This is a genomic window from Streptomyces sp. NPDC090021 (genome assembly GCF_044748225.1).
GTDB lineage: Bacteria > Actinomycetota > Actinomycetes > Streptomycetales > Streptomycetaceae > Streptomyces.
On the sequence record NZ_JBIVFO010000025.1, the window covers coordinates 60,161 to 84,793 of the forward strand.

General features: G+C 76.2%; 18 protein-coding genes. 10 read left to right on the forward strand and 8 right to left on the reverse strand.

What is annotated here, in order from left to right:
- The first annotated feature begins 3 nt into the window (after window positions 1–3).
- Entirely contained in the window at window positions 4–537 is a 534-nt protein-coding gene (locus ACIPXC_RS20990; protein WP_401620248.1) for a GNAT family N-acetyltransferase, read from the forward strand.
- A 199-nt stretch (window positions 538–736) separates the two neighbouring features.
- Here the strand turns inward: ACIPXC_RS20990 and ACIPXC_RS20995 are convergent, their stop codons facing one another.
- The gene (locus ACIPXC_RS20995) at window positions 737–1,048 is read right to left on the reverse strand and encodes a hypothetical protein (RefSeq protein WP_401620251.1); all 312 of its coding nucleotides are present in this window, start codon (window positions 1,046–1,048) and stop codon (window positions 737–739) included.
- Entirely contained in the window at window positions 1,045–1,779 is a 735-nt protein-coding gene (locus ACIPXC_RS21000) for a DUF1524 domain-containing protein (protein WP_401620254.1), read from the reverse strand. The genes ACIPXC_RS20995 and ACIPXC_RS21000 overlap by 4 nt, the downstream gene beginning before the upstream one ends.
- Before the next feature lie 201 nt (window positions 1,780–1,980).
- Between ACIPXC_RS21000 and ACIPXC_RS21005 the strand changes: the two genes are divergently transcribed.
- The 5 genes from ACIPXC_RS21005 (at window position 1,981) to ACIPXC_RS21025 (ending at window position 14,924) form a co-directional block, all read left to right on the forward strand.
- Window positions 1,981–2,853 carry a DUF4132 domain-containing protein gene (locus ACIPXC_RS21005; protein ID WP_401620257.1) on the forward strand — a complete coding sequence of 291 codons (873 nt, stop codon included), beginning with the start codon at window positions 1,981–1,983 and terminating at the stop codon, window positions 2,851–2,853.
- A complete protein-coding gene (locus ACIPXC_RS21010; RefSeq protein ID WP_401620260.1) occupies window positions 2,850–7,766 on the forward strand; it encodes a DNA-binding protein in 4,917 nt (1,638 codons plus the stop codon). The genes ACIPXC_RS21005 and ACIPXC_RS21010 overlap by 4 nt, the downstream gene beginning before the upstream one ends.
- A gap of 104 nt (window positions 7,767–7,870) precedes the next feature.
- Window positions 7,871–9,031, forward strand: a complete 1,161-nt coding sequence (locus ACIPXC_RS21015) for an AAA family ATPase (protein ID WP_401620263.1) — start codon at window positions 7,871–7,873, stop codon at window positions 9,029–9,031.
- Window positions 9,028–13,002, forward strand: a complete 3,975-nt coding sequence (locus ACIPXC_RS21020) for a DUF5682 family protein (RefSeq protein WP_401620266.1) — start codon at window positions 9,028–9,030, stop codon at window positions 13,000–13,002. The genes ACIPXC_RS21015 and ACIPXC_RS21020 overlap by 4 nt, the downstream gene beginning before the upstream one ends.
- On the forward strand, window positions 12,999–14,924 hold the full coding sequence (locus ACIPXC_RS21025) for a hypothetical protein (protein WP_401620269.1): 1,926 nt from the start codon (window positions 12,999–13,001) through the stop codon (window positions 14,922–14,924). The genes ACIPXC_RS21020 and ACIPXC_RS21025 overlap by 4 nt, the downstream gene beginning before the upstream one ends.
- 118 nt (window positions 14,925–15,042) lie before the next feature.
- Here ACIPXC_RS21025 and ACIPXC_RS21030 read toward each other — a convergent pair whose 3' ends face one another.
- Window positions 15,043–15,573, reverse strand: a complete 531-nt coding sequence (locus ACIPXC_RS21030; protein ID WP_401620272.1) for a carboxylesterase family protein — start codon at window positions 15,571–15,573, stop codon at window positions 15,043–15,045.
- Window positions 15,574–15,632: 59 nt separating this feature from the next.
- Between ACIPXC_RS21030 and ACIPXC_RS21035 the strand changes: the two genes are divergently transcribed.
- The gene (locus tag ACIPXC_RS21035; RefSeq protein ID WP_401620275.1) at window positions 15,633–16,646 is read left to right on the forward strand and encodes a hypothetical protein; all 1,014 of its coding nucleotides are present in this window, start codon (window positions 15,633–15,635) and stop codon (window positions 16,644–16,646) included.
- Window positions 16,647–16,730: 84 nt separating this feature from the next.
- Here the strand turns inward: ACIPXC_RS21035 and ACIPXC_RS21040 are convergent, their stop codons facing one another.
- Genes ACIPXC_RS21040 through ACIPXC_RS21050 form a run of 3 tightly spaced genes read right to left on the reverse strand, consistent with a single transcriptional unit; the run spans window position 16,731 to window position 19,421 of the window.
- On the reverse strand, window positions 16,731–17,756 hold the full coding sequence (locus tag ACIPXC_RS21040) for an NAD(P)/FAD-dependent oxidoreductase (RefSeq protein ID WP_401620278.1): 1,026 nt from the start codon (window positions 17,754–17,756) through the stop codon (window positions 16,731–16,733).
- A complete protein-coding gene (locus ACIPXC_RS21045) occupies window positions 17,753–18,316 on the reverse strand; it encodes an isoprenylcysteine carboxyl methyltransferase family protein (protein WP_401620393.1) in 564 nt (187 codons plus the stop codon). The genes ACIPXC_RS21040 and ACIPXC_RS21045 overlap by 4 nt, the downstream gene beginning before the upstream one ends.
- A 46-nt stretch (window positions 18,317–18,362) precedes the next feature.
- Complete coding sequence (locus tag ACIPXC_RS21050; RefSeq protein ID WP_401620281.1) at window positions 18,363–19,421, reverse strand: type III polyketide synthase; 1,059 nt, start codon at window positions 19,419–19,421, stop codon at window positions 18,363–18,365.
- Between the two features lie 220 nt (window positions 19,422–19,641).
- Between ACIPXC_RS21050 and ACIPXC_RS21055 the strand changes: the two genes are divergently transcribed.
- Window positions 19,642–20,403, forward strand: coding sequence for a UbiA family prenyltransferase (locus ACIPXC_RS21055; RefSeq protein WP_401620284.1), 762 nt, complete (start codon window positions 19,642–19,644; stop codon window positions 20,401–20,403).
- 327 nt (window positions 20,404–20,730) lie between these two features.
- On the opposite strand, the gene ACIPXC_RS21060 is transcribed toward ACIPXC_RS21055, so the two are convergent.
- Both ACIPXC_RS21060 and ACIPXC_RS21065 read right to left on the reverse strand, forming a co-directional pair.
- Entirely contained in the window at window positions 20,731–21,765 is a 1,035-nt protein-coding gene (locus tag ACIPXC_RS21060; protein ID WP_401620287.1) for a PHP domain-containing protein, read from the reverse strand.
- Window positions 21,766–21,781: 16 nt separating this feature from the next.
- Window positions 21,782–22,315, reverse strand: a complete 534-nt coding sequence (locus ACIPXC_RS21065; RefSeq protein WP_401620289.1) for a MarR family winged helix-turn-helix transcriptional regulator — start codon at window positions 22,313–22,315, stop codon at window positions 21,782–21,784.
- A 127-nt stretch (window positions 22,316–22,442) separates the two neighbouring features.
- On the opposite strand from ACIPXC_RS21065, the gene ACIPXC_RS21070 reads away from it, so the two are divergent.
- Together ACIPXC_RS21070 and ACIPXC_RS21075 are read left to right on the forward strand one after the other, a co-directional pair.
- Entirely contained in the window at window positions 22,443–22,853 is a 411-nt protein-coding gene (locus ACIPXC_RS21070; RefSeq protein WP_386528733.1) for an organic hydroperoxide resistance protein, read from the forward strand.
- Between the two features lie 96 nt (window positions 22,854–22,949).
- On the forward strand, window positions 22,950–24,590 hold the full coding sequence (locus tag ACIPXC_RS21075; RefSeq protein WP_401620293.1) for an FAD-dependent monooxygenase: 1,641 nt from the start codon (window positions 22,950–22,952) through the stop codon (window positions 24,588–24,590).
- Window positions 24,591–24,633 lie beyond the last annotated feature (43 nt).

The following is a 24,633-nucleotide window of genomic DNA, read 5'->3' on the forward strand; positions in this document are numbered from 1 at the left end:
GGCATGACCGAGATCCGTACCCCCCGACTCCTCCTCCGCCTCTGGACCGACGACGACCTCGTTCCCCTCTCGGAGATCAACGCCGACCCGGAGGTGATGCGCTGGATCGGCGACGGCTCCACCCTCGGCCTCGACGAGACGGCCGAGGAGATCGAGCGCTGGGAGGAGGAGTGGGACGAGGAGGGCTTCGGGCTCTTCGCCGTCGAACTCCTCGGCTCCGGAGAACTCATCGGGGCCGTCGGCCTCTCGGTCCTTGAGGACCTGCCGGACGCCCGGGCCGACGTCCAGATCAGCTGGCGCCTCGGCCGCCAGTACTGGGGCCAGGGCTACGCCTCCGAAGCCGCCCACGCCACCTTGGAGTTCGCCCTCCAGGACCGCGGCCTGGACCGCGTCGTCGCCGTCAGCCGGCTCGGCGACACCGCCTCCGAGAACGTGATCCGCAAGCTGGACATGGCGCGGGAACGCGAGACCACCGACCCCCGGTACGGCCACGCCGTACACGTCCACGGCATCGACCTCACGCAGTACGAGGCCTGACCGGACGGCCGTCCCGCATCGGCCGATCGGACGACCCGGAGGTCGTCCGGACCGCCCGCCCGGTCCGTCCACCGCCTGGTCCGTCCACCGCCCGGTCCGTCCACCGGGCGGACCGGCCACGGGCCGCGGCCCGGCGAGCATCGTGCCGGCGCGTGCCGCAGTTCCTCGGGCCGGTCGCGCGGCGCCGGCAGGTCCGGCCTCAGGCGGGTCGGGGTCCGGGTCCGGGCCCGGGGGCGGTTCCGGGGGCGGGGGCCTCGGCCGCGCCGCCGGCCCGGACCGCGGCGAGGGCCGCCGCGTGCAGGGCGGCCGGGGCCCCGTGGTGGGGCCGGGGGCTGCCGGTGAGCGTGTACCACTCGTCGGCGTCCTCGTACTGGACGTCGAAGCGGACCAGCCCGTCGGCGGTCGCGGTGGTGCGCAGGGTCAGCGGGCCGGTGATGACGCCGACCTCGTCGGTCATGGCGCCGCCCGGACCGGCGAGCACCTCGTCCTGCCACTGGTCCGCCCCGGTCATGAGGCGCAGGTGTCCAGCATCGTCGTGAGCATCTTCTTCTCCGGTTCGGTGACGGTCAGCTCGTACGCGGATTTGACGGTGGTCCAGGCCCGCCCGTACTGGCACCAGCTCGAACGGTCCGGCGGCTGCCACAGGTCGGGGCTCTGGTCGCCCTTGGACCGGTTGGTGGACGCGGTGACCGCCAGCAGTTGGGGGTGGGTCAGGTCGTTGGCGAAGGCCTTGCGCCGGGCGGCGTCCCAGCCGGCCGCGCCGGAGCGCCAGCCCTCGGCGAGCGGCACCATGTGGTCGATGTCCATCTTCGCCGCGTCGGTGACGGCCACCCCGTCGTACAGGCTCTTCCAGGTACCGGACACGGCCCGGCACTCGCCGTCCTGCGTGACGTCGGTGCCGTCCCGCTTCAGGACCGTCTCGCGGGTGTCGCACTTGTTGCCCTGCTCGGCCCAGTGCGTGAACTTCGCCCGGCTGTAGCCGGCCATCGTGCCCACCGGAGCCACCTTCAGCGCGGCCAACTGCGTGCGGGCCACGGCGGTGGTGACCATGCCGGGCAGCACGTCCCCGGCGGCGGGCGCCCCGGCCGGGGGCGCGGCCTGCGAGACCGACGGCTGCGGCTTCGCGTCCCCGCCGCCCGTCGGGCGCGGCCCGCCCGGACCCTCCGGATCGGAACACCCGGCCCCGGCCGCCAGCAGCAGCGCTGCCAGCAGCACACCTCGTACGCGTATCTGACGTCCCATAACCCCACCCCGAGCCGGTACCGCTCCGTCACTGTCCGCCAAAGACTATCCAGAACCGGACAATCGACCTACGAAGGCCCCTCCGGCGGGCGTTGTCAGTGGCTCTCGCTAGTCTCCCGGCATACCGCAGCTCAAGGGGGTTCGCTCCCCCTGTCAGGGCTGCGCGGAAACACGCACGGACAGGCGGAGGGGCACAGTCTGATGGCATGGCTGGCGGCGGGCGAGGGGTACGAGATCGCCCTGGTGGAGGGGCGGGTGGCGGCGAGGTCCGTCACCGGCCGGGCAGCGGGACGGCAGCTGAAGACGCTGCCCAAGGCACTGAAGGACCATCCCGAGGTGGACCGGCTGCGCCGGCTCGCCGAATGGCTCGACCGGCACGCGGCGGCCTGCGTCGCCCAGGTCGACAGCTGGATGGTGTCCTCGCTTCCCGTGCCGACCGAACTGCTCGCCCGGGTCTGGCCCGACGAGGCCTGGCAGAACGCCCTGCGCGACCTGGCCGTCGTCGGCGACGACCCCGACGAGGTCGGCTTCCTGCGGGACGCCACCGCCGACGGCGAGCTGAAGGTGGTCAACCTCGACGGCGAGACCGTACGGCTCTCCCCGCGCACGGTGACCCTGCCCCACCCCGTACTGCTGCCCGACCTGGACGACGTACGGGAGTTCGCTGCCGAGCTGGGCATCGTGCAGCAGGTCGAGCAGATCCACCGCGCCACCTGGCCGGGGCCCGGCGAGGTCGCCGCGTCCGCCACCGAGGTCCGCGACTACGCGGGCGGGGTCTTCCCCACCCGCTTCGGCCTCGCCGCCCGCGCGACCGCGCTCGGCTACCGGGTCTCCGGCGGCTACGCCACCTGCAAGGTCCGCGACGCGGGAACCGGCTCCGGCACCGAGGCAGCGGTGTGGATCGGCGAGCCCTACTACGACGGCGAGACCACCACCGGCGCCCTGAGCTGGCACGACGAGGACGGCCGGACGGTGCGGCTGGCGAACGTCGGCCCCGTGGCCTGGTCCGAAGGAATGCGAATGGCCGCGGCGCTCTACGCCGGGCGCAAGATCGAGGAGGGCGGGGACGCATGAGCGAGAACCTGAGAAACACCGGGACGACCGAGACCGCACTGCTGCTGCAGGCCGGCGCCGTCCTGCCGGTCGGCACCACCGGCGCGGGAGCCGACGCCGTCGACCTGACCGCCCGCACCTACCGGCACCCGGGCCTCGACGAGGACCGCGTCGTCGTCCGGCTCGCCGCCGCCGAACTCGGCGCTGCCGAGGACCTCGCCGCCGGCTTCCTGGGCCTCGTGCGCGACGAGGGCGAGCCGCCCGTCGTCGGCCTGAGCCGCCGCCAGGCACTCGGCTTCCCGGAATGGGTCCTCGTGCACCACCCCGAGGACGGCCACCACGCCCTCGCCGTCGTCCCCGAACTCGACCGGATCGCCCGCCAGGCCAAGACCAAGCCCAAGGCCGCGCTGGACGCCTGCCTCGAACTGGCCGACCGCCTCGCCGCCTCCGTGCCGCACTTCCTGCCCCTCTTCCACGAGCAGGCCGCACGCATCTTCCTCGCCGTGGAGAACACCACCTACGCCGCCCAGCTGTTCGGCCGCGCCCGTACCGCCGAGGCCCAGCACGGCCTGCCCGTCGACGAGGACCGCCTCGACGCCGTCTTCCTCGAATTCGCACTGGCCGGCGCGCTGCCGGTCAAGGTTCTCGCCGGCTACGGCAAGGCACTGGCCCTGCGCGTCAGCCCCGCCGAGGCCTACGAGCGCTTCCGCCGCCTGTGCGTACGCCGCACCGCCGGCGGCCTGCCGCCCTCCGCGCAGGCCGCCGTCGAACTGCGCCGCCTCGCCCGCACCGCGGGGCTGACCGGCACCGAACCCGAGCAGGACTACCTCGCCGAACTGCTGCCCCTGCCCGCCACCCTGCGCGCCGCGCTCGGCTGGTGGAAGGCCCACCGCGGCGCCCTCGTCGCGCTCGCCCGCCGCGTCCCCGCCGTACGCGGCACCCTCCTCGGGCTGACCCCGCCCGGCGGCGACGGCGACCTCACCGACCTGTGGCTGGAGGTCCTGGAGGAGTCCGGCGCGACCGCCGGACTGGTCGACGGGAGCCTGCCCGGCGAAGAGCGCTGCGCCGACGGCACCGCCGGCTGGCTCGAACGCTTCCACACCGCCCGCCACTCCGGCTGGGGCCGGCGCCCCACCCTCCCCGTCCTCCTCGACGTCGTCGAGCGCTGCGCCCCGCAACTGCGCACCGAACTCGCCCGGCCCGAGCGGGAGACCGCACTGAGGGTCGGCGTCCAGGACGCCGACCTCCTCGATCTGCTGCTCTCCCTCGACATCCCGGTCGTCACGCCCGAGGAAGACAAGACGCGCTACCGCCACGACACGTTGAACCTGTCCGACTGGTCCGGCCGCGAAGAGCGCCGTGACCTGGCCGCGGTCGCCGCGGACCCCCGGTTCAAGCCCGCCTTCCGCCGGGCGCTGAACGCCATCGGCAGCGGCGGGGCCGACATCGTCCGCCACGTCGCGGCCTCGCCCGGCGCCCGCCCGCTGCTCACCGAGTGGATGGGCGAGGTCGCCCGCGCCTCCGTCACCGCCGGCCTGCCCGGCGTCCCCGACGCCATCGAGCGGCTGACCTGGCTGCCCGTCGAAGCCCTCGCGCTCGCCCCCGAGGACGTCGCCGCCGCGGCCGCCGCCGACCTCGGAGAGACCCTCGCCCGCACGCTGCGCGGCGGCCTCTTCGAGGAACTGACCTGGCCCGCCTGGGAGAAGGCGGTCGCCGAACTGACCCCCGGCAAGGACCGGGGCGGCCTCACCGTCGTCGAAGCCTGGCCCTACCTGATCGTCGCCAACAGCACCGAGGTCCGCGTCCTCGACGCCGACTCCACCCTCCTCACGCACGACCTGCGCGTGCCGGCCGGCTCGCACCGCCGCCTGGGGTTCCACTACGTCGACGAAGAGCTGCTCGTCTTCTGGTCCGACTGGAGCGCGGGCCGCGTCGAGGGCTACTGGCACTCCTCGCCCGGCACCGTCTTCACCCTGGACACCGACCGCAACCACTGGTCCCTGCGCAGCGACAACCTCTCCCTGCAGCTCCCCGGCGGCGGGCGCACCACCGGCGGCGGTGTCCTGCACAGCGGCGACACCCGGCTGCCCGACGAGCGCCCGGTGCTGTCCGACGGCACCTCCTACTGGGTGTGGCGCCAGCGCGACCAGGACAACGACAGCGGCTGGCTGGAGTACGACCCGGCGAGCGGGGCCCACGGACGCCCCTCCGTGCCCGCGTTCTTCACCGACGCCCTCAAGGAGTACGGCGGGACCCCCCACTCCGGGTGGGCCAGCCGTCTCATGCCCACGCCCACCGTGGAAGGCTCCGTGCTCGGCGCACCCGTCGACGGCCTCCTCGGCTGGCACGCCGTACGCCGCCCCGACAACGGCTGGGTCGGCACCGACACCGGCGGACGCACCGTCACCGTCCCCGAAGGCGGGGACAAGCCGGTCGCGGCCCTCGCCTTCCCCGGCGACGACCGCCCGCGCGCCCTCTCGCACAGCTGGCGCGAACTGACCCTCACCGACCCGGACGGCGTCGTCACGACGCAGACCCGCAACGACCGCCACGACACCCCCTTCAGCACCGGCAGCGTCGACCTTCCGCCGCTGTCCCACTGGTACGCGCTGCGCCCCCGTGACCCCCGGGGCTCGGCCGCGCTGCGCACGGCCGACCGCGAGACCGTCGGGGCGCTCCTCAAGGCCGCCGCGGCCGTGGCGAAGGCCGCCGATCTGCCGGACGTCGTGAGCGCGGCCCTGCCCCAGGTCACCGACGCGCGGCTGATCGGCGGCATCGTCGAGGTCCTGCGGTTCGCCCTCGTCCAGCAGAAGGCGCTGGACAGGATCTCGGCCCGCCTCGACGCCGACACCGCACCCGCCGAGGAGCGCGAACTCGGCCCCGCCGACCGGCTGCTGGGCGCCGCCCTGAGCGGCCTCCTCGACCACAACCACTACGGCTACCACGACGACAGCGACGGGACGCACCGCACCCTGAGCCTCCTCGGCGCCGCCCGCACCGCGACCGGTGCCACCGGCGTCCCCGGGCAGCTCCACTTCGACACCCCCGCCCTGCCGTACTTCACCCTCACCTGGACACCGCTGCTCGACCAGCCCGCGGCCGCCGCCTACCGGGCCGTCGCCGCGACCACCGGCGACGACCAGCGGGCGGCCCTCCTCACCGTGCTCGGCGAGGTGAACACCCTGGGCATGGCCTCGGCACGGGGCTCGGCCGACAGCTGGCGCCAGGTCGTGGTCCACCTCGCACACGCCCATCTGACCGGCCCCGAGGGACTCGACCGCAACCGCTACCACCGCAGCCTCCTGCCGCTGGGCGGCGGAGCCGTCCTCGCCGTGACCGAGCAGGGCGACTCCATGCCCGACGGCCACGAGTTCGGCGCCCTCCTGCACGACCCGACCGGCCGCTTCACCGTCCCCGGCCCCTACACGGTGCGCCGCGCGACCCCCCTCGGCGACCCCGACCGCGACCCGGGCTGGCTGACCGCCTTCCTGGGCGCGGCCGCGGAGCACGGGCCGGTTCCCTTCCGCCCGGAGGCCGCGGAGGAGTTCTCCCGGCTCACCGGGGTCTCCGGCGCCCTCGCCCGCCTGCTGATCGCGGGACTCCCGCACATCGACGACTACGGGCGCAACTTCCTGCCCGCGCAGGTGCGGACCGCCCTCGGGGTCAAGGCCACCGACGCCGCCCACGCCCGTGACGAGCTCAGGAGCCTCGCCTCGGAGGTCCGGCGCGCCGTGGTGGCGGCCCTGCTGCCCGCCGACCCGGCCCGCCTGTGGAGCGAGGGACCGGACGTGGTGGCCGCCGCGGAGGTGTGGAACCGGCGCGTCGGCCGGCGTACGCCCGTACCCGACTGGCTGGCCTCGGAGGCCGCGCGCGCCGTCCGCGGCGGATGGCCCGCGCACCGGGTACTGGCCGCACTGCTCGACCCCGCCGCCTCGAACGAACTCTCGGTCGACGTGCCGTGGACGGTCAAGGGCGACCACGTGGAGCCCGGCGAGCCCGCCACTGGCCCCTTCACCGCACAGGTCATGATCTCGGCCCTGGCCATGAGCGCATGGCTGGCCCACCGGTTGCCGGCCGGTGACCCCGTACGAGCGGCCCTGCCGCCCGCGCTCACCGCCGTACGGCAGCGGCTCGCCGCGCCCGAACTGCTCCTGGAGATCGCCCACTACACCAGCCTCCCGAACTTCCGGAAGGTGGCCGGCACCCCCACCGAGACCGGCGAGGGCTACGAGCGCTACGGCGCGGTCGTCATGGCCACGCACGACGACCAGCCCCGGCCCGCGGTGCGCACGGCGCTCCTCGACTCCACCGGCTCCGACCCCTACCTGCCGGCGCTGCGCGGCGACGACCAGCAGCCCCTCGTGGCCGAGACGGCCCTGCGGACCGCCCACGACCCGCGGTTCGCCGCGCTGCTCGCCGACCCGGGCGCCCCCACGGCCGGCGAGGCCGACGCGGCCGGCACGTGGTGGCCGCAGGACCCGAGCCGTTCGGTCCCCGACCTGGTGGAGGAGGTCCGCGCCGAGCACGGGCTGGGCGCCGACGCGGCCGCCCTCTACCTGGCCCTGCTGGCCATGCCCGACCCCACCGACCGCAACACCGCCCGGTGGACGGGCTGGAAGCCGGCCCGGCTCAAGGCCGCCCGCGCCGAACTGGCCGCCACCGAACTGGTGGTGTCGGCCGACCGCAGCCGGGCGGGGCGCTCGCTCTTCCTGCCCGGCGGGTGGGCCGACATGCCCGCCCCGGCGCTGCCGGTGGAGCAGTGGAAACTGCCGATGTACGGCCTCACCCCCGGCAGCCGGCCGCTGCTGGGCGTCCTGGCACCGGCCGAACCGGCCGCCGACCTCTACCGCCGGGCCTGGCAGCGGGTCCGCGAGGGCGACGTCCCGCGCTTCCAGGAGCTCAAGGTGAAGCGCACCCGCGCCCGCCGCCGCTGACCCTGCCGACCGGTACCCCGACGCGGGGGCGGCGCGGCCCACCTGACACGGTGGCCCGCGCCGCCCCCGCCCACCACCACTTCGTACACGCACAGAGGAACCAGATGACCGCCACCGCACCATCCGCACCCGCCGCCGCCCGGCAGGTGCTGCCCGCCGAGGAACGGTACGCCGCCGAACTCGCCTTCCTCGCCGCCCACGACACCGGCCCCCGGCCGCCCGGCTGGGCGCTGACCCCGCGGGCCGTCGTCACCTTCGTCTGCGGCAGCGACGGAACCGAACTGGCCCTGCCCAAGCGCCGCGCCGGCCTTCCGGCGAAGCTGGCCATCGCCCCCAAGTTCGTCGGCGAACGCGCCCTGGTGGAACGCTGCGTCGTCACTCTCGCCGGGGAGCGCGGCCTGCTCCTGACGGGCGAGCCCGGCACCGCCAAGTCGATGCTGTCCGAACTGCTGGCCGCCGCCGTCTGCGGCACCAGCTCCCTCACCGTGCAGGGCACCGCCGGCACGACCGAGGACGCCTTCCGCTACGGCTGGAACTACGCCCTCCTCCTCGCGCAGGGCCCCACCCCGCAGGCCCTGGTCGACTCCCCGGTACTCTCCGCCATGCGCACCGGCCGGGTCGTCCGCGTGGAGGAGATCACCCGCTGCCTGCCCGAGGTGCAGGACGCGCTGGTGTCGATCCTCTCGGACCGGCGGGTCAGCGTGCCCGAACTGACCGCCACCGAGGACGCGGTGGTCTCCGCGGCCCCCGGCTTCACCGTCATCGCCACCGCGAACCTGCGCGACCGCGGCGTCTCCGAGATGTCCGCCGCCCTCAAGCGGCGCTTCAACTTCGAGACCGTCGCCCCGATCGCCGACGCGGACGCGGAGGCCACGCTGATCCGCCGCCAGGCCGTCGCCGCCGTCCAGCGGGCCGGCGCCGCCTTCGGCGTGGACGACGCCGTGCTCGACGCGCTCGTCACCGTCTTCCGCGACCTGCGCTCGGGCCGTTCCGCCGAGGGCTGGGACGTCGAACGCCCCGGCACGGTCATGTCCACCGCCGAAGCGGTGCAGGTCGCGGCCTCGCTGGGGGTCGCCGCCGCATACCTCCCGGACGGCGACGTGCTGGACCTGCTGCCGGGGCACCTGCTGGGCGTCGTACGCAAGGACGACCCGGCCGATCACGGGCGGCTGCTGGGGTACTGGGACGGCCCGGTCCGACGCCGCGCCGAGGACGGCTCGGCGATGTGGCGCCGCCTCTGGGACCTGCGCGGGAGCCTGCGTTGACGCACACCGACCCGCGGGCCGCGGTCGACGCGCTCGCCGCGGCCCGCGAGCCCTACCTGATCGGGGTACGGCACCACAGCCCCGCGCTGGCCGCGGTGGTGCCCGCCCTGCTGGATGCCTCCGGCGCCGACGTGGTCTGCGTCGAGCTCCCGGCGGACTTCCAGCCGTGGCTGGAGCACCTGGCCGACCCGGAGACCGTCGCCCCGGTCGCCCTCGCGGGCACCGGCGAGGACGGCCGCCTGGCGTTCTACCCGTTCGCGGACTTCTCCCCGGAACTGGCGGCCATCCGCTGGGCCCGCCGGTCGGGTGCGGCCGTCCTGTGCTGTGACCTCCCGCTGTCCGACCCCGGCTGGACCCCCGGCCCCCTCGTCCCCCACCCGTCCCCGCCCACGGACGGCACCGACGGCCCGCCGCCGGCCGGGGACGCCACGGCGAACTCCGCCTCCGGTACGGGCTCGGCTGCGGCAAGCACCCCGGCCGCTCCGGAAGCGACCACCGCCCCGCGGCGCGCCGGCAGCTTCGCCGACGGCCTCACCGCCGCCGGTACGGGCCGTGACGGCGACGACCTGTGGGACCGCGCCGTCGAGGTCCTCGCACCGGGCTGTACCCCGGAGGCCGTACGCCGCGCCGCGCTCGGCGTCGGCTGGGCGCTGCGCGAGGACGGGCCCGTCCCGGACCGGGATCTCGCCCGCGAGGCCCACATGCGCGCCGTGATCACCGACGCCGCCGCAGGCGGCCACCGCGTGGCCGCCGTCATCGGCTCCTTCCACGCCCCGGTCCTCGTCACGCCGTCGGGCGACGCCGCCGTCACGGCCATCCCGGCCGGGACCGGCGACGCCGATCCCGTTCTCCCGCAGGGCGCCGCCGACGGCCGTGCTCCGCACGGAAGTCCGGGCCTGCCCGGCACGGCCGTTCACGACGGGACGGCCGACGCGGTGTCCGGCTCCGCCGAGGGCGCGGGCACCCTGCCCGGTCCCGACGGGACGGACCCGGCCAGAACGGCGGGCGCCACAGGCGGTGCCGCATCCGGTCCCGCGGTTCCGGCCGGGCCGAAGGCCGACGCGGTGGCCGCCGTGCCGGGCCCGGCCGAGGCCGCCGCTGCCGGGCCGGCCCCGGCGACGCCGTCGGCCCGGCGCACCGGCAAGGGCGCCGGCCCCGGGACGGTCCCGCCCGGGGACAGGGCCGTCACCTCCTTCGTGCCGTACTCCTTCGATCTGCTCGACTCCCGCTCCGGCTACCCCGCCGGCATCCGGGACCCGCTCTGGCAGCAGGCCGTCCTCGAAGCCGGCGGCGACCCCGAGCGGCTCCGCGAGGCCGCCTCCGTGGCCGTCACCGGGCTCTGCCGGGAACTGCGCCGGGCCGGACACACCGCCGGGACCGGCGAGGCCGCCGAGACCCTGCGGCTCGCCTGCGACCTCGCCGTCCTGCGCGGTCTCCCCGCGCCCGGCCGCGGCGAACTCCTGGAGGCCGTCGCCACCGTCCTCGGCCAGGGCGAACCCCTCGGCCGGGGCCGGGCCCTGGCCCAGGCCCTCGAAGCGGTGCTGGTCGGGACCGCCCGCGGGCGGATCACCCCGCACGCCCCCCGCTCCGGCCTCGGTCCCTCCGTCGAGGCCGAACTCGCCGAGCTCCGCCTGCCGTGCCCGCAGGACCCCGCGCCGCGCGAGGTCCGCCTCGATCCGCTCCGCTCCCCCCTCGACGGCCGCCGTGAGGCCCTCCTGCAGCGCCTTCTGGTCTGCGGCGCCTCCTACGGCGAGCCCCTCACCGTCGCCGCCACCGGCGACGGCACCGCCCTCGGCACCAAGTGGCGGCTGTCCTGGACGCCTTCCGTCCCGGCCCGGCTCGACCTCATGGGCGTACGCGGCGTCACCGCCGCCCAGGCGGCGGCCGGGACGCTCAGCGAGACCGCCCGACGTGCCGCCGCCGACGGCGGCCCGACCCCGGCGCAGATCCTCGCCGGGCTGGCCGCCGCCGCACGCTGCGACCTGCCCGAACTGGTCGACGTACGCCTCCACGAGGCGGCCACCGCTCTGCCCCGGACCGCGACCCTGCCCGAACTCCTCGACGCCCTCGACCTCCTGGAGGCCCTGCACCGCGGTCACCTCCCCGGTACCTCCGCCGAGTCCCGCGCCGCCTGCGCCGCGCTCACGGGAGATCTCCTTGAGGCCGCCGTACGCGCCCTGCCCGGCCTCGCCGGCAGCGACGACCCGGCCGACGCCGCCGCCCTCGTGGCCCTCGCCGACCGCGCCGCCGCCCACCACCTGGGCCTGCGCACGGACGACGCCCTCGCGGCCCTGGCCGCCTCGGCGTCCCCGCTGATGCAGGGCGCGGCCCTGGCCGTACGGGTGCTGCTCGACCTCGATCCGGCCGAGGCGCTCGGGGATCGCGCCGCCGGATGGATCGACAGCGCGGCCACCCCCGACAGCCGACGCGGCCTGACCCGACGGCTCGCCGGACTCCTCACCGCCGCGGGCCCGTTGCTGCAGTCCTCCCCGGCCGCCCTCACCCCACTCCTCGACCGCGTGGAGCACCTCGCCGACCAGGACTTCCTCGACCGTCTCCCCGCCCTGCGCGGCGGTTTCGACGCCCTCGCGCCGGCCGCCCGCGACCGGCTGCTGGACACCGTCACCGAACGCCTCGGCGACCGCATCGACCTCGCCCTCGACGCCCCGCCCGCCCTGCTCGCCCTCTGGGCCGCCGCCGACGCCGCCGGGCTCTGCGCACTCAAGGCCCTCCCGCTGCCCCAGCAGCGGGAACCCGCCGCGGACCGGGCCGCGGACCGGGCCGCGGACCCGGCTCCGGCCGCCCCCGGCGCACCGCCCGCGCGGACGGACAGGTCCGGGGAGCGCCGGCTCGCCCCGGCCGACCGCTGGCGGCTGCTGCTCGGCCGCGAACGCGACCGGCTCCCGGCCGGCGCCCGCCGCTACGCCCACGCCCTCGACGAGCTGTACGGCGCGGGGCAGGGCGAAGGGGCCGGCGACATCGGCACCGGTCAGGGACCGGGCCGCGGCGGCGGCCGGGAGGCCTCCTTCCCCACCGCCCGCGCATGGTCGCAGGAGCTCGAAGCGCTGTTCGGCGCCGACGTACGGGAGGAGGTGCTGGCCGGTGCGGCCGAAGCCGGACGCTCCGACGTGCTCGCCCAGCTCGACCCGGAGGCCGTGCGGCCCTCCGTGGAACTGCTGAGCTCCGTACTGTCCCTCGCCGGCGGGCTGCCGGAGGCACAACTCGCCCGGCTGCGCCCCCTGGTGCGGAGGCTGGTCGACGAACTCGCCAAGGAGCTCGCCACCCGGCTGCGCCCTGCGCTGTCCGGCCTCAGCACCCCGCGTCCCACCCGGCGCCCGGGCGGTCCGCTCGACCTCGCCCGGACCCTGCGGGCGAACCTCGCGCACGCCCGCCGACGGTCCGACGGCACGGTCGTCGTCGTACCGCAGCGGCCCGTCTTCAGCACCCGGGCGAGCCGCGAGGCGGACTGGCGGCTCGTCCTGGTCGTCGACGTGTCCGGCTCCATGGAGGCCTCCGTCATCTGGTCGGCCCTGACCGCGGCCGTGCTGGGCGGCGTCCCCACCCTGTCCACCCACTTCCTCGCGTTCTCCACCCAGGTCGTGGACCTCACCGACCGCGTCGACGACCCGCTCTCGCTGCTGCTGGAGGTGCGCGTGGGCGGCGGCACGCACATCGCCGCCGGTCTCGCCCACGCCCGCTCCCTGATCACCGTCCCGAGCCGCACCCTCGTCGTCGTGGTCAGCGACTTCGAAGAGGGCGGCCCGATCGCCGGACTGCTCGGCGAGGTCCGCGCTCTGGCCGCCTCCGGCGCCCATCTGCTGGGCTGCGCCGCGCTCGACGACACGGGCAACCCCCGGTACTCGGTCCCGGTCGCGCGGCAACTCGTCGCGGCCGGGATGCCCGTGGCCGCCCTCAGTCCACTCGCCCTCGCCCGCTGGGTGGGCGACCGCCTCCGTGGGGAGTCCCGTTGAGCACCGAACTGCCGCCCGTCGCACCCGAGGTGCTCGCCGAGGCGGTCGAGAGCCTCACCGCACGGCTGCGCAAGAAGCTGGACGACGCCACCGCCGGCTGCGCGGCCACCGCGGTCCACGAAGCCGACGGAAAGGTCACCTTCCGGTTCGGCGAGGACGCCCTCGTCACCCTGCGGCCCGGTCCGGCGGGGACGGTCACCGAAGCCGCACAGGCCACGTGCACCTGCCTGCTGGCACCCCGATGCCTGCACCGGGCCGCGGCCCTGGGCGCGGCCCCGCTCGCGGACATGGCCCCGCCGGAGCCGGAGCCGGAGCCGGAGCCGGAGCCGGAGCCGACCGCGGCCGTGCCGGGGGAGACGCAACGGACGGCACCGGTCGGAGCCGGAGCCGGAGCCGGAGCCGAGGCCGGAGTCGCGCCGGCGGCATCCCCCGCCCCCGCAGAGCCCGCTTCGGCGCTCACCGCTGCCCAGGGCGGCGCCGCGGCCGCGCTCTGGCACGCCGCGGCCGAGGCCCTCGCGGCGGGTGTCACCGCCGGGGGAGCCGTCGTCCAGGCCGAACTGCTGCGCGCCGCGCACACCGCCCGCCTGGCCGGACTGCCCCGCGCGGAAGCGGCCGCCCTACGGGTCGTACGCGGGCTGCGCGCCGCCCGTGAACGCCGCACCGCACACCGCCTCGGCGACCTCACCGGATCCTTCCGCGAACTCCTGCACGTCGCCGGGGCACTGGCCTCCGGCGCGGCCGACCCCGCCCTGACCGGCACCTCCCGGCGCGCCTACACGGCCGGCGGCAGCCTCCGGGTGCACGGCCTGTGCCGTGAACCCGTGCTCTCCGCCACCGGCTACGGCGGGGTCGTCACCCACCTGCTGGCCCCCGACGGCGCGCGCTACTCGATCTCGGACGTCCGGCCGGGAGGCCTGGCCCGCGCCCGCGGCGCCGGACGGGCCTCCGTCGCCCTCGGCGGCGCCACCCTCGACCACGCCGGGCTCGCGCGGGGCGGCCTGCGCATCGTGGGCGCGACGGTCTCCGCGGAGGGCCGGCTCGGTGCCGGACGCGGGGTCAGGGCGACCCCGCTGCCCGGAGCCGCATGGACCGACGGGCCCGCGGCCCCGCTCTTCGCGCGGCCCGCGGCGGAGGCCGTCGCCGCGCTGCTGACGGGCCCGGCCGATGCGGCCGACACCGAAACCGCCCTGATCGGCTGCGACGTCGTGGTCGTCGGCGCGGCCGGCGATCACCTCCTCGTCCGCGAGGCACGCCCGGACGCACCCCTGCTCCGGCTGCGGCCCGCGCATCCGCACCCGGAGCTGCCCCACACCGAGAACCTGCGGCGCATCGCCTCGTACCCCGGACTGCACCTGCGCGTCCTGGGCCGCCCCGACCTCGACCGCGCCGCCACGCTGCGCCCGGTGGCCGTCGGCCCGGTGGCGGGCGAGCCGTACACGCTGCGGCTGCCCGAGGAGTGGCTGGGCCGGGCCGACCTCGGCTACGAGCGGCTCCAGGGCGAGCACTTCCCGCCGCCGGACGCCGCTGCGCCGCCCTCCGCGCCCGGCTCGGTACCGGTGTCCGACACCCCGGACCCGCTCGCCGACTCCCCGCTGTGGCGGGTGCGCCGTCTGCTGGAAACCGGTGTCGCCGGCGGCCGCCGCGCGGTCGCCGAAGCGGCCCGCGGTAGTGCGCCGCAGACCGCGTACGGCCCGCTGCGCCGGGCCGGGCTCACCGCGGCGGCCGACCTGGCCGCCGCCCTGGCGGCCGAGGCCGACCGGCGCCCGCGGGACGCCTTCGGCCGGCTCGCCGACCCCTCGCCCGACGGCTACGCCTGGGCCTGGCTGGCCGCGGCCACCCACCTGGCGGCGGCGGAGCGTTTCCTGGTCGCCGCCTCGTGGGCGACGGCTACACCGAGCGGAGCCACTCCCGCAGTGCCGTGAAGTCCCCGACGCTCAGGCCCCGGCCCGGGTCGACGCGGTGCAACAGGGCCGGGCCCTGGTGGTGTTCGGCCACCCGGGCCCGGTCGGCGCCGGTGATGGGGAAGGGCCGTGGAGCGGGTCATGCGCTCACGGTAACCCTGCCCGTCGGGAGGCGGGGAGGACGTACTGACCCCACGGTGGTGGCGGACGAGGCGGGCCCGCCGGAGCGGTCACGTTGAGGTACAGGCAGTCCTCGGACCCGACCGGCCCGCCGGACCCGAGCACGGGCAGCCGCACACAAACGGGAACCGGGCGCCCCGGCGTCCCGTACGCCCTCCCACGCGGGCGCCGGCTCCGGCGGCCGCCAGCGCCGCGGACCGGTCGGGGGAGCCGCGAAGGGAATGCCCCCGAAGGTGCTGTACGCACCGTGCGTCCGGCCGCGCACCGGCCCGCGGTCGGTGTCCACGACCGGCCCCCGCGGACCGGCCGCCGTCCCCACGAGCAGCAGCACGAGTGGCAGCAGCAGGGCGCACCGGCGTCGGACCCCTCGCATGTCGGGCACGGCCCTCGCCTCTCCCCAAGGGGCCCGGGCGGGGACCCCCGTTTGCCCGCCCCGAATGGCGCAGTGGGTGAAAGTGGCACTCAATGTAACAAAGCGTGCGCTTCCCATGACGCACGATGACCGGCGTGCGATTGCGTAGACCCGCGCGTCGGCGAACGGAGCTTTCCATGAATGACCCCATCACTCTCGCGGCGACGCACCACGCACATCGCCACGGGACTCCCGACGACATCGCCCCCGACGCCCCCGCAGCCGCCGACGCCCCGGACGAGTCGGCCACCCCGGCCGATTCCGCCCTTCCGGACGACGGTGACGCGCCGAACACCCTGCGCATGCGGACCCTCCTGGAGACGGCCGCCACCTGCCGTCCGGTGGAGGAGGTCACCGCGCTGGTGAGCCTCCTGAAGGAGGACGGCCGACTGCCCGACGCCGGCCAGGAGGCGCTGCGCGCGGCCGCCGTGACCCGGCCCGTGCAGGACGTACAACGGATGGTCACCCTGCTGGGTGAGGCCCCCCACGAGGTGGGCGAGGCGGACATCACGCTGCGCGCCGCCGCCGTCGGACGGTCCATCGAGGACGTCGCCCTGCTGGTGAACATCCTCGGCAAGGACGCGCCCGGCGAGCCGGAGCAGCAGAGCCGCCCCCGGCCCGCCGCACCGGACGCGCCGGCCACGCCGGCCGCGCAGTCGCACCCGCAGCCGCCCCGGGAGCGGCACGAGCCCGCGTACCGGGAGCTGTACGACACGCCCCACCGGCCGGAGCCCCGCAGGTCCGCTCCCGTGGAGAAGCCGGACCGCACCGCGGCGCTGCGGCACGTGCTGCGCTGGCCCGCGGCGATCGCCCTGCTGGTCAGCGGCGTCCTGCACCTGCCGCAGGACCTGACGGCCCTGCCGTCCGGGAACGCCCTCGGTCTCCTGCCCCTCCTGGTCACCTTGGTGTGCCTGGGCGTCGGGGCGTTGGTGGCGCTGCGCGACACCACGGCCGTGTGGCGGGCCGGCGCGGCCGCGGCCCTGGGCGTGGTCGCCCTGCACGTCGTCGGCGGCTCACTGGCCCTCGACCCGCTGGCCGGCACCGTGGGTGACTCCCCGGCCTGGGCGGGTGCCGCCGTGATGCTGTGCGCGGCGGCCGGTGCGGTCCTCGCCGGACTGGCACTGAGGAACCGTCAGGAGGGTGCGGCCTGACCCGCGGTCCGACCCGCGGCCGCGACCGCCGGAGCGGCACCCCGCGCACCGCGCGCGGGGTGCCGCTCCGTTCCCGCGTGTCCCTCAGGCGAGCAGGTTGACCGCCCCGGTGAACACGCGGGGCAGCCGGGCGGCCAGCGGGACGATCCGGGGCGCGAGGCGCGGCCGTCGCCGTGCCCACAGCAGCGACTCGGTGAGGGCGCGGTAGCTGCGCGACAGGTCCCGCCAGGCCTGCTCGTAGGCCTGCGGCCGGCCCGCCCGTACGCAGCGCACCAGTTCGCCCGCGGCGGTCACGGCCAGGGTGAGCCCCTCACCGGTCAGGGCGTCCACGTATCCCGCGGCGTCCCCGACGAACAGCACCCGCCCCGCGACGCGTACGCGTGCTCCCTGGCGGAGCGGTCCGGCGCCGCGCACCGGGGTGTCGGCGCGCCCGGCCAGCCGGTCCGCGAGATGCGGGAAGTGGGCGAGCTGTTCGTCGAAGGGCGCCTGGTCGGTGGTGAGGACCGCCACGCCGATCCGGTCGGGTGCCAGCGGGGTGACGTAGGCCTCGCACCGTGCCGACCAGTGGACCTCGACCAGGTCGCTCCAGGGTGCGACGGCGTAGTGGCGGCGCAGTCCGTAGCGGGCCGGCCGGCGCGGGGTGGCGGGCGCCGACAGGCCGAGTCCGCGCCGGACGGGGGAGTGCAGGCCGTCCGCGGCGACGAGGTAGCGGGCGGTGAGGCCGGCCGCGGAGACGTGGTCGACGCCCTGGCGCACCTGGTCGACGCGCTGCGGCAGGACCCGCACGCCGAGCTGCGCGGCGCGTTCGGCGAGTGCGGCCTGGAGGGCCGTGCGGCGGACGCCGAGGCCCGGCCCGGAGCGGAAGAGCCCCTCGGCCCGCAGGCCGCTCCCGCCGTCGACGTAGCGGATCCCGCGGAACGGCTGCCCGGTGACGGACACGCCCAGCTCGTCGAGGCGGCGTACCGCCCCCGGCATCAGGCCCTCGCCGCAGGCCTTGTCGATGGGGGTGGGCCGGGGTTCCAGCACCACGGTCTCCAGACCGGCGAGGGCTCCGTGGATGGCGGTCGCCAGGCCGGCCGGACCGCCGCCCGCGATCAGCAGGTCGATCATGAGGGCGTGCCCGCCGACGGGACGGAGGCGGGTGCCCGCAGTCGTCCGACGTCCGTCAGCGCGGCGTCCTCGCAGCCGATCCGCACGCGCAGCAGCACCAGGTTGAGCACGGTGAAGCCGAGGGCGGTCACCCAGGCGGAGTGCACCAGCGGCAGGGCGGCGCCTTCCGCGACCACCGCCACGTAGTTGGGGTGACGCAGCACCCGGTACGGGCCCCGCTCCACCAGCGGGAGTCCGGGAACGACCAGCACCCGGGTGTTCCAGCGCGGCCCCAGGGTGGCGATGCACCACCAGCGCAGGCCTTGGGCGGCGACGACGACGGCGAGGGCCGGCCAGCCGAGCAGGGGGACGAACTGCCGTCCGGCCGCCCAGGGTTCGACCACGCAGCCCACGAGCAGCGCGGTGTGCAGGGCGACCATGGCCGGGTAGTGGCCGCGGCCGTACTCGCGGCCGCCGCGCGCCAGGCTCCAGGCGGTGTGGCGCCGCGCGGTGACCAGTTCGGCGAGGCGTTCGGCGACGACGAGGCCGATGAGCAGCAGGTACGGGGTCAGGGAGGGCATGGATGTCAGGGAGGGCATGGACGTCAGGGAGCTCAGGGTCATGGGTTCACCAGCGCAGGAGGACGAGTTCGGAGGCGAAGCCGGGGCCGAAGGCGAGCATCAGCCCGACGGACCCGGGAGGCGGTCCGGCGCCGCGGACGCCTTCCAGGATGTGCAGGACCGAGGCGGAGGAGAGGTTGCCCACGGCGGCCAGCGAACGCCGGCTGGCGGCGAACGCCGACTCCGGCAGCCCCAGTGCGTCCGAGAGTGCGTCGAGGATCTTCGGGCCGCCGGGATGGCAGATCCAGGCGTCGACGTCCGCGGGCTTGAGGTCGTGTGCGGCGAGGAAGCTCTCCACCTCCTCGGCCACGTGCAGCCGTGCCAGGTCGGGGAGTTCACGGCCGAGCACCATGCGCATGCCCCAGTGGCCGATGTCCCAGCCCAGGAGGTGCCCGGTGCCCGGGTAGAGGCGGCTGCGTGCGGCGACGACCTCGGGGCCGGGGGCCGCCGCGTACAGGGGATGGTCGCGGCCCACCGCCACCAGGGCGCCCGCACCGTCCCCGAAGAGGGCGCCGGCCACCAGGTTCGCCATCGAGGAGTCGGTGGACTGGAGGGTGAGCGAGCAGAGTTCGGTGGACAGCAGGACGCCCGCGTGGCCGGGCCGGCCCATGAGCATCTGGTGGAGATGGCCCACGCCGGCGGCCCCGGCGGCGCACCCGAGGCCGAACAGCGGTACCCGCCGTACGTCGGGACGCAGTCCGGCGCGATCGGCGAGGCGGGCCTCCAGCGAGGGCGTCGCGAGCCCGGTCACGGTGGTCGACATGATCAGATCGACCCCGGGGGCCGTCAGGCCGGCGTCGGCGAGCGCGAGTTCGAGGGCCCGGGCTCCGAGGTCGAGGGCCGTTTCCACGAAGAGGGAGTTGGTCGTGCCGAAGTCGTTCGCGGGCCCGTAGCGCTCCAGCGGGAGCGCGAGGTGGCGGCTCTCCACGCGCACCGAGGCGTGGACCCGGCGCAGCAGGGCGGTGTCGGCGCCGGGCGGGAGGAAGCGGGCGAGCGCCTCCGTGATCTCTGCCTGTGGATGGTGATGGGGCGGGAACACGCTGCGCACTGCCAGAACACGTGTCATTGAGTCACCATAGGAAACAACTGACACTTCGTAATGAATCACCTGATTCGGGCGCGGCGCCGCATAGCGTGTGGCCGTGCCCGTGCGAACCACACCGATCGCCGAGAGTGCCGACGACGGCGGGAGCGCCGATGGTGCCGCGAGTGCGGCAAGCGGCGCCCTCGCCCGCGCCGGACGTGCCCTCGCAGGACTGTTGGCGGCGTGTCATCCACTGCCCGCCGTGGCCGTGACCCTCTTCACCGCTGTTCTCGCGGTGGCGGCGGGGCACGGTCCGCCCGGGGTGGCCCTCGTCGCGGGGGCGGTGGCCGCCGGACAGCTGTCGGTGGGCTGGTGCAACGACCGCACCGACCTGCGGCGCGACCTGGCCACGGGCCGACGGGACAAGCCGCTGGTCGCCGGTACGGCCTCGCCGGCCGCAGTGGCGTGGGCGTCCGCCCTCGCGCTCCTGCTGTGCGTGCCGCTGTCGCTGGCGGTGGGCGCGTCCGCCGGCGCGGTGCACCTGGTGGGCGTGGTGGCCGCCTGGGGGTACAACCTCCGGCTGAAGGGCACGGTCGTCTCCTGGGCCCCGTACGCCCTGGCCTTCGGCCTGCTGCCGGCCTTCGTCACCCTCGGGCTGCCCGGCGCGCCCTGGCCGCCGCCCTGGCTGATGGCGGCCGCGGCCCTGCTCGGTGCGGGCGCCCACTTCGCCAACGTCCTGCCCGACATCGACGACGACCTGGCCACCGGGGTGGCCGGGCTGCCGCAGCGCCTCGGCGCCCGGCGGTCGGCGGCGGTGGCCGGGCTGCTCGTCCTGGGCTCGGCAGCGGCCCTCGTGGCGGGGCCGCCGGGGCGGGTGACCGCGTACGGCTGGGCGCTGCTGGGCGCGACGGCCACGGCGCTGCTCCTCGCCTCCCGCAGGCCGGCGGGAAGGCTCCCGTTCCGGACGGTGATGGTGGTGGCCGGAGCCGACGTGATCCTGCTGGTCGCCGAACTCCGTCCCTGAGTCCGTGCCACCGGGGAGCGGTGCGCGGGTCCCGGACGCATTGGCAGGCCCGGAACCCCGGCCGGGCGCCCGCGTCGTGCGGCCGCCCGGCCGGGCGGGATGCGTGCCGGGCCGGGCGCGCATCCCGCCCGAAGGTGACGGCCGCCGTTGCGCAGCCCTCCGGGCCGCTCGGCTCACGGCCTCGCCCGCCCGGGCCGCCGCCCCGTCGGGCGGGGCGCGGGCCGGCCGTGCGCGCGAGCGTCCCGCCGACGTCGGCCGGGATGCCGAGGGCGCGCGGCCACCGGGCCGCGCGGGGCGGACGCCCCGACCCTTCGCCGCCCGTCGGCCTCAGGGCGCGTGACGGGTGCGGGTCCAGGCCAGGAGTGCTTCGGCCGGCCAGGTGTTGATGACGCGTTCCGTCGGGACACCGCACTGCGCGGCCCGTTCGCAGCCGAGGATCTGCCAGTCCAGCTGACCCGGGGCGTGCGCGTCCGTGTCGATCGCGAAGAAGGTCCCGGCCGCCACGGCCGGCCGCAGCAGCCGCCTCGGCGGGTCCAGTCGTTCGGGCCGGCTGTTGATCTCCACGGCGGTGCCGGCCTCCGCGCAGGCCGCGAACACCGCCTCGGCGTCGAACCGCGACTCCGGCCGGCCGCGGCCGGTGACCAGCCGCCCCGTGCAGTGGCCCAGGACGTCCATCAGCGGATTGCGTACGGCCGCCAGCATCCGCCGCGTCATCGCGGCCGCGTCCATCCGCAGTTTGGAGTGCACCGAGCCGACGACGAGATCGAGCCGTTCCAGCAGGTCCGGCTCCTGGTCGAGCGCCCCGTCGTCCAGGATGTCGCACTCGATCCCGGTGAGGAGCCGGAACGGCGCCCAGTCGGCGTTGAGGGCGGCCACCACGTCCAGCTGTTCGCGCAGCCGGTCCGCGGAGAGGCCCCGGGCGACCGTCAGCCGCGGCGAGTGGTCGGTCAGCACGGCCCACTCGTGGCCCAGAGCCGCGGCGGCCCGGCCCATCGCCTCGATGGGGCTGCCGCCGTCCGACCAGTCCGAGTGCAGGTGGCAGTCCCCGCGCAGTGCCGCCCGCAGCGCGGCGGCGGCGGGCGAGGCCGGGGGGCCCTCCGGGAGCGCGGCCGCCTCGTCCTCCAGGGCCTGCAGGTAGGCCGGCACCCCGCCGGCGAGAGCCTCCCGCACGACCCCCGCCGTTGTGGGGCCGAGGCCCCTCACCGCCTCCAGGGATCCGGCGGCGGCCCGTTCGGCCACCTCCGCCCCGCCCATCCGTACGACGACGGCGGACGCGGTCCGGAAGGCCCGTACCCGGTAGGTGGGCGCCTGCGCGCGCTCCAGCAGGAACGCGATCCGGTCCAGCGCCGCAACCGGGTCCATCGGCCGCCTCCTGCCGCTACGGGGTGGCCCCAGTGTCCGTCGTGGACAGCGGCCGCGCCTCCGGTGCCTCCCGCGCCTCCTCCAGGGGCACGGCCGCGTCCAGCGCGGCGGTGAGCCGGCTCAGGCGGGCCTGCAGGTCGACGACCTCGGCCAGCTCGAAACCGGTGGCCGCGGCGATCCGCCGGGGCACCTCGACCGCGCGGGCGCGCAGTGCCGCGCCCTCCTCGGTCAGGCCGGCGCGCACGGAGCGCTCGTCCTCGGCGCTGCGCTCGCGGCGGACCAGACCGGCCGCCTCCAGCCGCTTGAGCAGGGGGGACAGGGTGCCCGAGTCCAGGCGCAGGTGCTGTCCGATCTCCTTGACCGGCAGCTCGCCGTGCTCCCACAGCACCAGCATCACCAGGTACTGCGGGTAGGTGAGCCCCAGGTCCTTGAGGACCACCCGGTAGAGGCCGCCGAAGGCACGGCTCGCCGCGTTCAGCGCGAAGCAGATCTGGCCGTCGAGGCGCAGGAAGTCCTGGTCGGAGTGGGTCGCGGTGGGCTGCTCGGTCATGTCGGCCAGTGTACCCGGCCGGAACTTGGAGGGCATTGAATTGTGCACAACTCAATTGCGTGCTCTACTGGTGGAGTGCGGTCGACCACGGCCGCCACCACGGTTCACTTCTGCGAGAGGAACTCTCATGGACGCGCTCTACACCGCTGTCGCCACCGCCAACGGCCGCGAGGGCCGCACCGTCAGCTCCGACGGTCAGCTCGACCTCGCCCTGGCCATGCCTCCGGCGCTGGGCGGCAACGGGCAGGGCACCAACCCCGAGCAGCTCTTCGCCGCCGGCTACGCCGCCTGCTTCGCCAGCGCGCTCGGCCTCGTCGGCCGCCAGGCCAAGGTCGACACCGGCGACGCCTCGGTGACTGCGGAGGTCTCCATCGGCAAGGACGGCGCAGGCTTCGGCCTCGGCGTCACCCTTCGCGTCGAGCTCCCGGAATCCCTGGCCGGCGAGACGGGCGCCCTCCTGGTGAAGCAGGCCCACGAGGTCTGCCCGTACTCCCGCGCCACCCGCGGCAACATCGAGGTCGACCTCGTCGTCGAGTAACGAGCACCGGGCGGAGATGCCGGACGCCCGGCGGGCGGCCACCATGGAGTCGGACCGAGACCGACTCCGACGGGGGCCGCACGCCGGGAGCTGCCAGTGGCGCACAACAACACGACGGACGTACTGGTTGTCGGCGCCGGCCCCATCGGGCTGACCGCCGCCGCGGAACTGCGCCGGCGCGGCGTGTCCTGCCGCATCGTTGACCGGCTCCCCGCCCGCCCGCCCTTCGCGAAGGCCGTCGGCATCCAGCCGCGGACCCTGGAGATCTGGGACCGTATGGGAATGGTCCGCGCCGCCCTGGACGCGGCCGTCCCCCTGCGCGGTCAGCTCACCTACGTCAACGGCGCCGAGCAGCCCCGCATCGACTTCGTCCTGCCGCCCGAAGTGCCCTACCGCTTCGCGGCGCTGCCCCAGTACGAGACCGAACGCATCCTCGACGAGCACCTGGGCCGCTGGGGCACCACCGTCGAACGCGGCACCGAACTGGTGTCGTTCAGCCAGGACGCCCACGGCGTCACCAGCCGCCTGCACACCCCCTCCGGTACCGAGGAGGAACTGCGCACCCGGTACCTGGTGGGCTGCGACGGCGCCCACAGCATCGTCCGCAAGGGCCTCGGGCTCTCCTTCGAGGGCGGAGCCTTCCCCGAGGAGTACATGCTCGCCGACGTCGAGGTCGACTGGGACCTGCCGTACGGCTACTCCCTGCGCGCCATGCACCTGGACGGCGCGGGCGCCGTCGACGACGTACTCGTGTGCATCCCGCTCCCGGGCCGCGGCCGCTACCGCATGTCCATGAAGGTGCCGCCCGAACTGTCCACCGCGGTGCAGGCCGAGGCCGCCGCGGACGGTGTGACCCACGGCCTCCAGGGCGGCCGGGCCCCGCAACTGGCCGACATCCAGACCGTTCTGGACCGGCTGTCGCCGACACCCACGACCGCCTCCGGCATCCGCTGGTCATCAGTGTTCCGCATCAGCCACCGGATCGTGGACAGCTACGGCCACGGCCGCGTCTTCATCGCGGGCGACGCCGCGCACATCCACCCGCCGACCGGCGCGCAGGGCATGAACACCGGCATCCAGGACGCCTGGAACCTGGCGTGGAAGCTCGCCCTGGCCGTCGAGGGCGCCGCCCACCCCGGTCTGCTCCCCAGCTACGACGCCGAACGCCGGCCGGTCGGCGAGGAGGTCGTCGGCCGCACGGTTCGCCACGCCTCCGCCCAGGGCGTGCAGTCCGACCCCGAGGACGCCGACACCCTGATCCTGCGCGAGGCCCAGCTGCTCGTCGGCTACCGTGGCAGCCCCGTCGTCGACCCGCCCGGCCAGGGCCCCGGACCCCGCCCCGGCGACCGGGCCCCGGACTGCACGGGCCTCACCTCGCCGATCGCCGCCATCCCGCTGCGCCTCGGTGACCTCCTGCGCGAGCGCGAACACGTCCTGCTGCTGTACGGGACCGGCCTCGACGAACTCGCCCGGACGGCACGGGAGTCCTCCGGCGGCCGGGTCGGGACGTGCGTCGTTCTGCCCGCCGGTACCCCGCCCGACACCCCGGCGGGCCCGGCCGCACTGCCGACCTACCACGACACCGCCGGCGAGTTCGCCCGGATGTACGCAGCCGAAGCGCCGACCGCGTTCCTCGTCCGCCCCGACGGATACCTCGGCGCCCGCCTCTCCCCGCCGGCCCCGCGGCAGCTGGCCGCACACCTCGCGGCCGTCTTCGCCCCGCCCGCCGGGACCTGACCGGCCGGCACCACGCCCCGGCGCCCCTGCCGGTACCACGCCC